The organism is Streptomyces griseorubiginosus, assembly GCF_001514195.1.
Classification (GTDB): domain Bacteria; phylum Actinomycetota; class Actinomycetes; order Streptomycetales; family Streptomycetaceae; genus Streptomyces; species Streptomyces griseorubiginosus.
This window is the reverse complement of sequence record NZ_KQ948741.1, coordinates 96,535-108,522: the sequence shown is the minus strand read 5'-3', so window position 1 is coordinate 108,522 and position 11,988 is coordinate 96,535. Positions and strand designations below refer to the sequence as shown.

Annotated in this window: 8 protein-coding genes; 3 read left to right on the top strand and 5 right to left on the bottom strand. The window is 70.1% G+C overall.

Annotation, left to right across the window (positions count from 1 at the left end):
* The first annotated feature begins 2 nt into the window (after positions 1-2).
* Positions 3-2,396: a fibronectin type III domain-containing protein gene (locus AQJ54_RS30615; protein ID WP_062243038.1), complete on the top strand. Its 2,394-nt coding sequence runs from the start codon at positions 3-5 to the stop codon at positions 2,394-2,396.
* A gap of 55 nt (positions 2,397-2,451) precedes the next feature.
* Here AQJ54_RS30615 and AQJ54_RS30610 read toward each other — a convergent pair whose 3' ends face one another.
* The 5 genes from AQJ54_RS30610 to AQJ54_RS30590 form a co-directional block, all read right to left on the bottom strand.
* The gene (locus AQJ54_RS30610; RefSeq protein WP_020134409.1) at positions 2,452-2,898 is read right to left on the bottom strand and encodes a heat shock protein transcriptional repressor HspR; all 447 of its coding nucleotides are present in this window, start codon (positions 2,896-2,898) and stop codon (positions 2,452-2,454) included.
* A gap of 6 nt (positions 2,899-2,904) precedes the next feature.
* Positions 2,905-4,101, bottom strand: coding sequence for a molecular chaperone DnaJ (gene dnaJ / locus AQJ54_RS30605; RefSeq protein WP_062025930.1), 1,197 nt, complete (start codon positions 4,099-4,101; stop codon positions 2,905-2,907).
* 36 nt (positions 4,102-4,137) lie between these two features.
* A complete protein-coding gene (gene grpE, locus AQJ54_RS30600) occupies positions 4,138-4,785 on the bottom strand; it encodes a nucleotide exchange factor GrpE (protein WP_062025929.1) in 648 nt (215 codons plus the stop codon).
* Positions 4,782-6,641 (bottom strand): molecular chaperone DnaK, encoded by a 1,860-nt coding sequence (dnaK, locus tag AQJ54_RS30595; protein ID WP_030319822.1) that lies wholly within the window; start codon positions 6,639-6,641, stop codon positions 4,782-4,784. The genes grpE and dnaK overlap by 4 nt, the downstream gene beginning before the upstream one ends.
* A 94-nt stretch (positions 6,642-6,735) precedes the next feature.
* Positions 6,736-7,779, bottom strand: coding sequence for an MraY family glycosyltransferase (locus tag AQJ54_RS30590; RefSeq protein ID WP_062242601.1), 1,044 nt, complete (start codon positions 7,777-7,779; stop codon positions 6,736-6,738).
* A 248-nt stretch (positions 7,780-8,027) separates the two neighbouring features.
* On the opposite strand from AQJ54_RS30590, the gene AQJ54_RS30585 reads away from it, so the two are divergent.
* Positions 8,028-10,310, top strand: coding sequence for a (Fe-S)-binding protein (locus AQJ54_RS30585; RefSeq protein ID WP_062242599.1), 2,283 nt, complete (start codon positions 8,028-8,030; stop codon positions 10,308-10,310).
* A gap of 266 nt (positions 10,311-10,576) precedes the next feature.
* Positions 10,577-11,950, top strand: coding sequence for an FG-GAP and VCBS repeat-containing protein (locus tag AQJ54_RS30580; protein WP_062242596.1), 1,374 nt, complete (start codon positions 10,577-10,579; stop codon positions 11,948-11,950).
* Positions 11,951-11,988 lie beyond the last annotated feature (38 nt).

The window sequence follows — 11,988 nt, the reverse complement described above, 5'->3', positions numbered from 1 at the left end:
TCATGAAGTCAGCCAGACGCACGACCGCGGCGGCCGCCACCGCCCTCGTGCTCACCACCTCGGGTGGTCTGCTCGCCGTGACGGCGCCCTCCGCCTCCGCGGCCGTGAGCTGCGCCTCCCCGGTGTTCAAGCGCCAGTTCTACGCGAACACGTCTTTCTCGGGCACCCCGAAGAAAACGGACTGCGACGACGCGATCGACCAGTCCTGGAGCGGCGCCCCGGTCTCCGGTCTCCCGAAGGACAACTTCGGCGTCCGCTGGAGCGTGACCCGTGACTTCGGGTCCGGCGGGCCCTTCGCCCTCAACGCCACCGGCCTCGACGGGATGCGGGTGTACCTCGACGGGGTCCGCAAGATCGACCTCTGGAAGAACGTCTCCACGACGGTCAAGAAGACCGCCAACGTGACCGTCCCCTCCGGCAAGCACACCCTGCGCGTCGACTACGTGAACTGGACCGGCGCCGCCAAGGTCAAGGTCACCTACACCCCCCGCACCACCGCCGACGTCGACAAGGTCAAGCCCCTGACACCGACCGGCACTTCGGTGACGTACGACAAGGCCACCCGCAAGACCAAGATTGCCTGGGCGAAGAACAAGGAGATGGACCTCGCCGGGTACAAGGTCTACCGGCGGCTGAAGGGGGCCTCGTTCCCGGCCACTCCGCTCGCCAAGGTCACCGGCACCTCGTACACCGACAGCACGCCGCCCACCGGTGCCACCTACTACTTCGAGGTCCGCGCCTACGACAAGGCCGGCAACACCTCGGGCGGCACCGCCGACCAGCCCGTCACCACGGTGGACACGACTCCGCCCGCGGCGCCGTTCCTGGAGATGGACGTGTGCCCGGACGACCAGCCCTTCGCGGGCCCGGAGCTGGTCACCACCGCGGCGAACGCGGCCGACATCGCCCTGTACGAGATGCAGCGGCTCAACCCGGCCACCAACAGCTGGGTGACCGTGTACACCGGTGCCAAGGGCGCGATCTGCGACACGGGGCAGCCCGCCGACGGCAGCAAGGTCACCTATCGGGGCCGGGCCCGGGACGCCGTCGGGAACTGGTCCGCGTACTCGGCGGCCACCACGTTCACCACGTTCGACATGACCCCGCCGGCGACCGCCGCCGACGCGAGGGTGGAGTACCGCTCGGGCGTCCCGCACCTGGTGTGGTCGGCCGTCGACGGTGCCGCCCGCTACGAGGTCCTCCAGTACGACCCGAAGACCGGCGGCTGGCTCGACGCGCTGCCCGGCACGGCCGGCACCACCACGCAGACCGATGTCGTCCCGCGCCAACTGGTCGCCGTCGCCGACTCCTACCGGTACGCGGTGCGCGCCCAGGACACCAAGGGCAACGCCTCCGCGCCGGTGGAGATCGCCCTGCGCATGGCGGACCGGCCGGAGGCGATCGCCCCGTACGGGACCACCGCCACCCGCTCCGCCAAGGGTGTGTACGTCTCCTGGGCGAGCGCCGACCCGTGGACCCATGACAGCGCCCCGCTGCTCACCTACCGGATCGAACGGACCGACCCCGTGACCGGCGAGACGGCCGTCGTGACCACGTGCGGGACCGACGCCACGGACCCGTCGGTGAGCTGGTGGTGGGCGGGCGACGACGCCCCGTCCTACGCGGGCCGCCAGGTGCTGCACGGCAGCTGCGAGGACGTCTCCGGCGCCTCCGAGACGACGTACGAGTACCGGGTCGTGACCGTCGACCCGCACGGCCACGCATCGCAGCCGGGACCGGCGGCCACCGCGACCACCCCGGACACCAAGCGCCCGGAGCCGGTCCGGGACCTGACCGCCGAACAGGTCCCGCTCGGCGTACGGCTGTCCTGGACCCCGCCCGCCGACGACGACGTCTTCACGTACTACGTGTGGCAGGGCACCACCGACCCGGAGACCGGCGAGACCGTCTGGAAGCGGAACTGCTGGAGGGGGCAGTCGCTCGCCGAGACCGAGATCCTCTGCCCGACCGTGCCGGACGGCGCGGCCCACGTCTACCGGGTGGCGGCCGTGGACGTCCTCTGGGACGAGGGGCCGGACTTCTGGCACACGGCCGACATCACGGTCACCCTGCCCGACACCCGGCCCCCGGGCTGGACGGGCACGGAGGTCGGTGAGGACAACTACCCGGAGCTGTACGTCGGCTGCTCCGAGAGTTCCGGACTCGGCGACTGCTCCCGGTTCACGCACTACCGCGTCGAGCGCTGGGACCCGGCGGCGAGCGCCTACGTCACCCTGACCGAGGGAGCCACCGGCGGGCCCACGTGGTACATGGACACCACGGTCCACGACGACGTGCTGGGCCTGTACTACTACCGCGTGGTCCTCCTGGACTCCGCGGGCGCCGAGACGCCGGCCAGGTCGGCGGCGTACGGCATCTGGGAAAGCTGGCTCTGACGAACAGGGGAAGGGGCCCGGAGAGATCTCCGGGCCCCTTCTCGCATCAGTCCGTCTAGTCCCTGGCCTTCTTCGGCCGCCACACCACCAGCGCGCTGGTCTGCTGTACCTCCTGATACGGCACCAGGTCGCGGCGGTACGACGCGTGCACCGCGGCCTCCCGCTGCTGCATCGCCGCGGCGGCGCCCTCGACGGCGGCCTGGAGTTCGGCCACCCGCTGCTGGAGCGCCACGACCTGGTTCTCCAGCTCGATGATGCGCTTGATGCCGGCGAGGTTGATGCCCTCGTCCTGCGACAGCGCCTGCACCTGGCGGAGCAGTTCGATGTCGCGGGCCGAGTAGCGGCGGCCCCGCCCGGCCGTGCGGTCCGGGGAGACCAGGCCGAGGCGGTCGTACTGACGAAGGGTCTGCGGGTGCAGGCCGGAGAGCTGGGCCGCCACCGAGATGACGTAGACCGGGGTTTCCTCGGTCAGTTCATACGGATTGCGTCGACGACCGTCCATCTCGAATCATGCTCCCTTCGCGGCCTGGAACAGCTCCGCCCGTGGGTCCTCCCCCACGGTCGCCTCGCGATACGCCTCCAGCGCGTCACGAGCCTTCCCCGACAGCTCGGTCGGGACACTCACCTCGACGGTGACCAGCAGATCGCCCCGGGTGCCGTCCTTGCGGACCGCGCCCTTTCCACGGGCCCGCATGGTACGGCCGTTCGGGGTGCCCGGCGGCAGTTTCAGCGTCACCGCGGGGCCGCCCAGGGTCGGCACCCGCACCTCGCCGCCGAGCGCCGCCTCCGTGAAGGTCACCGGGACCGTCACCGTGAGGTTGTCGCCCTTGCGGCCGAAGACGGGGTGCGCGGCGACGTGCACGGTGACGTACAGGTCGCCCGCCGGGCCGCCGCGCTCACCGGGTGCGCCCTTGCCGCGCAGCCGGATCCGCTGGCTGTCCGACACCCCGGCCGGGATGCGGACCTGCATGGTCCGGGAGGACTTGGCCCGCCCGGAGCCCTTGCAGACCTCGCAGGGGTTCTCCGCCATCAGGCCGCGGCCCTTGCAGTCCGGGCAGGGGTCCGTCAGCGAGAAGCCGCCGCCGGAGCCCCGGGCCACCTGGCCGGTGCCGACGCAGGTCGGGCACACGCGCGGGTTGCCGTTGGCGTCGCCGGTGCCCGAACAGGCCTTGCAGGGGGCCTGCGAGGACATCCGGAGCGGGACCGTCGCCCCCTCGATCGCCTCGGTGAAGCTGAGGGTGACCTCGGTGTCGATGTCCTGCCCGCGCCGCGGCTGGACGCGCGTAGTCCCGGAGCTGCCCCGGTTGAACAGGCCCCCGAAGACGTCTCCGAGTCCGCCGCCGAAGCCGCCGGCTCCCTGGGCCCCGCCCTGGGCGCCGCCTCCGAAGAGGTCGCCCAGGTCGAAGTTGAAGGAGCCGCCCGCACCGCCCGGCCCCGGACGACCCTGCCTATCAAAGAGGGCGCCGTTGCCGAACAGGGTGCGGGCCTCGTCGTACTCCTTGCGCTTCTTGGGGTCGCCGAGGATGTCGTTGGCCTCGGAGATCTCCTTGAAGCGCTCCTCGGCCTTGGCGTTGCCCTTGTTGGCGTCCGGGTGGAACTCGCGTGCGAGCTTGCGGTACGCCTTCTTGATCTCGGCCTCGGTGGCGTCCTTGGGGACGCCGAGGACCTTGTAGTAGTCCTTCTCGATGAAGTCCTTGGTGCTCATCCCCGACGCCCCTCCTTTCGGTCACCGGCCACGGCTTCAGCCCTCTTCAGAGCTGTTGTCCTTCTCCTCGCCGGCCTCGGACTCGTCCTTGGCCGCCTGCGCGCCCGGCTGCGGTTCGGCGACCGCCACCCGCGCGGGGCGGATGGTGCGCTCGCCGATGCGATACCCCGGCTGGAGAATCGCCACGCACGTCGTCTCGGTGACGTCGGGCGCGTAACTGTGCATCAGGGCCTCGTGGATCGTCGGGTCGAAGGGCTCGCCCTCCTTGCCGAACTGCTGAAGACCCATCTTCGCCGCGACGGTCTCCAGCGACTCCGCGACGGACTTGAACCCGCCGAGCAGCTCACCGTGTTCCCGCGCGCGGCCGATGTCGTCGAGCACGGGCAGGAGTTCGGTCAGGAGGTTCGCGACGGCGATCTCCTTGACCGTGATCCGGTCCCGCTCCACGCGGCGGCGGTAGTTCTGGAACTCGGCCTGGAGCCGCTGGAGGTCGGCGGTGCGCTCCTCGAGCGCCTTGCGCGACTGGTCCAGCTGGGCCGTCAGGCCTGCGATCTGGGCACTTGCGTCCCCGGCCGGGGCCGCCCCCGCCTCCGAGGAGGAGGCGGCGGCCTGCGGCTCGGCGTCGTCGGTGGCGCCGGAGGGGACGTCGGGCTTCTCGTCGAAGCCCGGGGTCTCCTCCGTCACGCGGCACCGTCCTTGCGCTCGTCGTCCACGATCTCGGCGTCCACGACGTCGTCGTCCGCCTTGGCCTGGGAGGCACCGGCGTCCTCGCCGCCGGCGGCCTGCGCGGCCTGGGCGTCGGCGTACATGGCCTGGCCGACCTTCTGGGAGACCGCGGCGACCTTCTCGGTCGCGGTGCGGATCTCGGCTGTGTTGTCGCCCTCGGCGGACTCGCCCTTGAGCGCGGCCTTCAGCTCCTCGACGGCGGCCTCGACCTCGGTCTTGACCTCGCCGGGGACCTTGTCCTCGTTGTCCTTGAGGAACTTCTCCGTCTGGTAGACGAGCTGCTCGCCCTGGTTGCGGGTCTCGGCGGCCTCGCGGCGGCGGTGGTCCTCGTCCGCGTACTGCTCGGCCTCCTGGCGCATCCGGTCGACCTCGTCCTTCGGCAGCGAGGAGCCGCCGGTGACGGTCATCTTCTGCTCCTTGCCCGTGCCCAGGTCCTTGGCGGTCACGTGCATGATGCCGTTGGCGTCGATGTCGAAGGACACCTCGATCTGCGGCACGCCACGGGGGGCCGGCGGCAGACCGGTCAGCTCGAACATCCCGAGCTTCTTGTTGTACGCCGCGATCTCGCGCTCGCCCTGGTAGACCTGGATCTGCACGGACGGCTGGTTGTCCTCGGCCGTGGTGAAGATCTCGGACCGCTTGGTCGGGATCGTGGTGTTGCGCTCGATGAGCTTGGTCATGATGCCGCCCTTGGTCTCGATGCCGAGGGACAGCGGGGTCACGTCGAGGAGCAGGACGTCCTTGACCTCACCCTTGAGGACACCGGCCTGGAGGGACGCGCCGATGGCGACGACCTCGTCCGGGTTGACGCCCTTGTTGGCGTCCTTGCCGCCGGTCAGCTCCTTGACGAGCTCGGCGACGGCGGGCATACGGGTGGAGCCACCGACGAGGACGACGTGGTCGATCTCGTTGATGGAGACGCCGGCGTCCTTCATGACGTTGAAGAACGGGGTCTTGCAGCGCTCCAGGAGGTCCGCGGTCAGCTGCTGGAACTGGGCGCGGGTGAGCTTCTCGTCCAGGTGCAGCGGGCCCTCGGCGGACGCCGTGATGTAGGGCAGGTTGATCGAGGTCTCGGTGGAGGAGGACAGCTCGATCTTGGCCTTCTCGGCGGCCTCGCGGAGGCGCTGGAGGGCCATCTTGTCCTTGGCGAGGTCCACGCCGTGGCCGGACTTGAACTGCTGCACCAGGTAGTCGACGACACGCTGGTCCCAGTCGTCACCACCGAGGTGGTTGTCGCCGTTGGTGGCCTTCACCTCGACGACGCCGTCGCCGATCTCCAGGAGGGACACGTCGAAGGTGCCGCCACCGAGGTCGAAGACGAGGATCGTCTGGTCGTCCTTGTCGAGGCCGTACGCGAGCGCGGCCGCGGTGGGCTCGTTGACGATGCGCAGGACGTTCAGGCCCGCGATCTCGCCGGCCTCCTTGGTCGCCTGGCGCTCGGAGTCGTTGAAGTACGCCGGGACGGTGATGACCGCGTCGGTCACCTTCTCGCCCAGGTAGGACTCGGCGTCCCGCTTGAGCTTCTGGAGGATGAACGCGGAGATCTGCTGCGGGTTGAAGGGCTTCCCGTCCAGCTCCATCTTCCAGTCGGTGCCCATGTGGCGCTTCACGGACCGGATGGTCCGGTCCACGTTGGTGACCGCCTGGCGCTTGGCCACCTCGCCGACGAGCACTTCGCCGTTCTTCGCGAAGGCGACGACGGACGGCGTGGTCCGGGCACCCTCGGCGTTGGTGATGACGGTGGGCTCGCCGCCTTCAAGAACGCTGACGACGGAGTTAGTCGTGCCCAGGTCGATGCCGACCGCACGTGCCATGGTGATTTCCTCCAGCTGACTTGAGTGGAACGGACTCAAGTGTGCATGACGCCGACGGCTCGGTCAACAGACCTGAGTCATGGGGGCTCAACTCTTATCCGTTCCTTACACGCAACTGGGTCGTGGCCTGCGGAGATGCGGGACGCGGGACCACGCCGGACCGTGCGGCGGGCTTCACTCTCGGCCTCACCAACAGCAGTCCGACCACGAGGGCCAGCACCCCGCCGGCCACCCAGAGCACCCCGCTCGCGGCGATCCACCCGAGGTGCACGAGGACCGCGACGAGTACCCCGCCGAAGGCCGTGACACCCAGGAGGACGGACGCGCCCTGCGGGGTGAGTCCCAGCCTGCGCAGCCGGTGGGCGAGATGGTCGGGCCCCGGACGCAGCAGCGAACGTCCGGACAGCCGCCGGGCGAGGACGACCAGGACGACGTCGGCGGCCACCAGGGCGCTCAGCGCGAACAGCATCGCGGCGTTGGACCCCAGCTCCTGTCCCGCGCGGGTCGTCACGGCCGCCGAGGCCAGCACGAACCCGGTGAACAGGGCCCCGCAGGCGCCGAGTCCCGCGCGCGCGGGATGCCAGTTGTGCATCAGGAACCCGGTCAGCGCGGCGGCCAGCACGCTCAGCAGCACCGCGAGCCCGTCCATCACCTCGGCCGCCGCGCAGGCCGCCGCACCGAAGGCGGTGACCACCCCGACGGTCCCGGCGAGTCCGTCGGCGTGGTCGAGCGCCTTGAAGCCGAGGGCGACGAACACGATCCAGCCGACGGCGAGGATCCCGGCGAGCACCCCCGTCTCCTCATACGGCACGACACAGGCCGCCGCCACGGCCGTACCGCCGACGAGGAACCGCGCCTTGACGCGCAGCACGTCGGCGACGAGCCCGAGGAGGGCGACACCGGCGCCTGCGACGAGGAGCCGACCTGCCTCGGGGCCGAGCGGGGTGACCCCCTGCCGGTCGCCCACGGCCGCGACCACACAGGTGGCCGCCACCACCGCCGCCCCGCCGGACAGCGGCATGGGGCGCCGCCACCGCCGGTCGACGATCCCGAGGCGCAGGGCGGGCATCCGCAGCAGGCCGGTGAGCACGGCGGCGAGGAGCAGGGCGGACGAGGCGGCGAGGATCCCATAGAGCACGAGCCCAAATTAGCGCCGTATGCACCAATTCAGCACGAATAACACGATCGGGTTTTAAGGTAACCCTCAGCGATTCAGATCACCCGGCCCCCGGCTACAGTGCGGCGCAGGATGGGGGTAGTCTCAGACGGACTGCATAAGTTACCGCTTAGTAATGACGAGAGTGATGACGGGCACGCTCTTCACGACGACGAGCAAGCCCCTCACAGATCTCCCGTAGACCCCTCGCAGGCCCGAGGAGCCCCGAAATGCAACTCGCCGCGATCATCGTGTCGCTGGTACTGACCGTGGTCGGCGTGGCGCTGCTCGCACGCGCCATCGGCCAGTTCGTCCGGTACTTCAAGCTGGGCCAGCCCGTGCCCGCCGGGAGCAGGACCGACAACCCCTACGCCCGCAGTGTGACGCTGGTGAAGGAGTTCCTCGGCCACACCCGGATGAACCGCTGGGGCATCGTCGGCTTCGCCCACTGGTTCGTGGCCGTCGGCTTCCTGACGCTGCCGCCGACCCTCGCCCAGGCCTTCGGCCAGCTCTTCCAGGCCGACTGGGTGCTGCCGGTCATCGGCGACTTCCTGCCGTTCGAGCTGTACATCGAGTTCATCGGCGTGATGACGACGCTCGGCATCATCGCCCTGATCGTCATCCGGCTGCTGAGCCTGCCCTCCCGCCCCGGCCGCAAGTCCCGCTTCGCGGGCTCCAAGGCGGGCCAGGCGTACTTCGTCGAGTACGTCATCCTCACCATCGGCCTCGCCATCTACGTGCTGCGGGGCCTGGAGGGCGCGCTGCACCACGTGGACCACTACGAGGCGTCGTACTTCGCCTCGTACCCGCTGGTCCTGGCCTTCAAGGGCCTGGGCGTGAGCACGCTCCAGAACCTCGTCTACCTCGTCGCGACGATCAAGATCGGCACGTCCTTCGTGTGGATGATCGTCGTGTCGCTGAACACCAACATGGGTGTGGCCTGGCACCGCTTCCTGGCCTTCCCGAACATCTGGTTCAAGCGCGAGGCGACCGGCGGGACCGCGCTCGGCGGCCTCCAGCCCATGACCTCCGGCGGCAAGCCGATCGACTTCACCGACCCCGGTGACGACGACGTCTTCGGCGTCTCCCAGGTCGAGCAGTTCTCCTGGAAGGGCCTGCTCGACTTCTCCACCTGCACCGAGTGCGGCCGCTGCCAGTCGCAGTGCCCGGCCTGGAACACCGGCAAGCCCCTCTCCCCCAAGCTCCTGATCATGTCCCTGCGCGACCACGCGCACGCCAAGGCGCCGTACCTGCTCGCGGGTGGCGGCAAGACCATGGAGGGCGAGGAGAAGGCGTCGGCCGAGGCTCTCAAGGACGTGCCCGCGGCCGCTCTCGCCGAGGCCGAGCGCCCGCTGATCGGCACCGTCGAGGAGAACGGCGTCATCGACCCGGACGTCCTGTGGTCCTGCACCACCTGCGGCGCCTGTGTCGAGCAGTGCCCGGTGGACATCGAGCACGTCGACCACATCGTCGACATGCGCCGCTACCAGGTGATGATCGAGAGCGCGTTCCCGTCCGAGGCGGGCACGATGCTCAAGAACCTGGAGAAGAAGGGCAACCCCTGGGGCCTGGCGAAGAAGCAGCGCCTGGAGTGGCTCAAGGAGGTCGAGTTCGAGGTCCCGGTCGTCGGCCAGGACATCGAGGACCTCACCGAGGTCGAGTACCTGTACTGGGTCGGCTGCGCGGGCGCTCTTGAGGACCGCGCGAAGAAGACGACGAAGGCCTTCGCCGAGCTGCTGCACATCGCGGGCGTCAAGTTCGCGATCATGGGCGGCGACGAGAAGTGCACGGGTGACTCCGCCCGCCGTCTCGGCAACGAGCCCCTGTTCCAGGAGCTCGGCATGGAGAACGTCATGGCGCTGAACATGGCGTTCGGCGAGGAGCTGGACGACGACGGCAAGGTCGTCGCCGAGTCCGCCAAGCCGAGGTCCGCGAAGAAGATCGTCGCGACCTGCCCGCACTGCCTCAACACGATCGGCAACGAGTACCCGCAGCTCGGCGGCGACTACGAGGTCATCCACCACACCCAGCTGCTCCAGCACCTCGTCGACGAGGGCAAGCTGGTCCCGGTGACGCCGGTCGAGGGCATCATCACGTACCACGACCCGTGCTACCTGGGCCGCCACAACAAGATCTACACGCCGCCGCGCGAGATCATCGCCAACGTCCCGGGCCTGCGGAACGAGGAGATGCACCGCCACAAGGAGCGCGGCTTCTGCTGTGGCGCCGGTGGTGCGCGGATGTGGATGGAGGAGCGGATCGGCAAGCGCATCAACAACGAGCGCGTCGACGAGGCCCTGTCCCTGAACCCCGACATCGTCTCCACGGCCTGCCCGTTCTGCCTGGTCATGCTCACGGACTCCGTCAACGGCAAGAAGAACGACGGCAAGGCCAAGGAGTCCATCCAGGTCGTCGACGTCGCCCAGCTGCTGCTGGAGTCGGTCAAGACCCCGGTGGACCCCGAGGACGCCACGGAGACAGAGAGCGAGCCGGAGCCCGAGCCGGTCAAGTAGCGGTCATGGCCGACACGGCCGTACGACGCCCCCCGTCCGAGGAATCGGCGGGGGGCGTCGCCGTGTACGGGCGCTCGCCACAGTGCGGCGAGGGGCCGGCGCACGCACGAAGGGGCCGCACGAAAATGACCGAACTCACGTACAACCCTTGCCTTACGGCAGCGGTCTCATGATCGCCGACCGCGCTGTGGGCCCGAGGTGAGCCGTGAACCGCTCCCCGGAGAACACGTGCGGTCCCCCCACCCCAGCCACGGGAGGACCCCTCCATGCGCAGAAGCACCGCCGCCGCCCTGACCACCACCCTTCTGGCGACGGGCCTCACCCCGCTGTTCCTCGCCGCCCCCGCCTCCGCCGCCGTCGCCAAGCACTCCGACGACTTCAACGGCGACGGCTACCGCGACTACGCGGCGAGCGGGGACGGGAACACCAAGGGCGGCGGCGTCCGGATCACCTTCGGCACGGCGAGCGGCCCGGGCACGAGGACCCAGTTCGTCAGCCAGTCCAGCTCCGGCGTCCCCGGCAGCGACGAGAGGGACGACATGTTCGGCGCGGTCCGTGCCGCCGCCGACTTCAACGCCGACGGCTACGGCGACCTCGCGGTCGGCGCCCCCGGCGAGGACGTCGACGGCCGCGCCGACCAGGGGACGGTCACGATCCTGTGGGGCAGCAGGAACGGCCTGTCGGGCGGCACGTCGATCCCGGCCAGGGCGAGGACGTCGTACGCCTACATGGGCGGCGACCTGGCCGTCGGCGACTTCAACGGCGACGGCAAGAAGGACCTGGCGGTCGTCGCGGGCGGCAAGGCGTACGTCTACCGCGGCGCGATCAACCGCACCGGCGTGCACGGCACGGTCTCCACCGTCGACAAGTCCGCGTCCCCCTTCTCGGCCACGGCCGTGATCGCGGGCAAGGTGAACGGCGACGGCAAGACCGACCTCGTCGTGATCGGCGACGCCGTCAACACCCGGGAGATCTGGTCGGAGGCCTGGTTCGTCAAGGGCGGCACCACCCTCTCCTCCGGCAGGACCCTGCGCCTGGAGTCCCAGTCGGGCGGCGGGGGCAGCGCGGACCGCGGCGGCGACGGCGTCATCGCCGACTTCAACCACGACGGCTACGGCGACATCGCCATCGGCACGTCCCTGTACGGCGGTTACCAGGGCCGGGTGTCCGTCTGGTACGGCTCCTCGTCCGGCCCCGGCACGTCCGCCCGGATCACCCAGAACACCGGCGGAGTGGCGGGCACGGCGGAGGCGTACGACCACTTCGGCGACAGCGTCTCGGCCGGTGACGTGAACGGCGACGGCTACCAGGACCTCGCGGTCGGCGCGTACGGCGAGGCGCTCGACGGCAACGAGTACGCGGGCATGGTCCACGTCCTGTACGGCCGCTCGTCCGGCCTGACCGGCACGGGTTCCCAGGCGTTCGCCCGCAACTCGGCCGGAATTCCGGGCGCGTTGGAGCCGGACGACTTCTTCGGCGCCACGGTCCGCCTGCGCGACACCGACCGCGACGGTCACGCGGACCTGTTCGTCACGGGCCAGACGGGCTCACTGCGGCTGCGGGGCACCGCGTCGGGCGTGACGACGACGGGCGTGACCTCGGCCCCCGCGGACGGCGTGATCAGCGGAATGCTGCAATAGCCGCGCAGTGGCCGCCCACTTCGGGGAATCCCCGTGAC

Coding starts and splice junctions, on each gene's coding strand:
- AQJ54_RS30615 (WP_062243038.1), top strand. CDS start 3: ATGAAGTCAGCCAGACGCACGACCGCGGCGGCCGCCACCGCCCTCGTG.
- AQJ54_RS30610 (WP_020134409.1), bottom strand. CDS start 2,898: ATGGACGGTCGTCGACGCAATCCGTATGAACTGACCGAGGAAACCCCG.
- dnaJ (WP_062025930.1), bottom strand. CDS start 4,101: ATGAGCACCAAGGACTTCATCGAGAAGGACTACTACAAGGTCCTCGGC.
- dnaK (WP_030319822.1), bottom strand. CDS start 6,641: ATGGCACGTGCGGTCGGCATCGACCTGGGCACGACTAACTCCGTCGTC.
- AQJ54_RS30585 (WP_062242599.1), top strand. CDS start 8,028: ATGCAACTCGCCGCGATCATCGTGTCGCTGGTACTGACCGTGGTCGGC.
- AQJ54_RS30580 (WP_062242596.1), top strand. CDS start 10,577: ATGCGCAGAAGCACCGCCGCCGCCCTGACCACCACCCTTCTGGCGACG.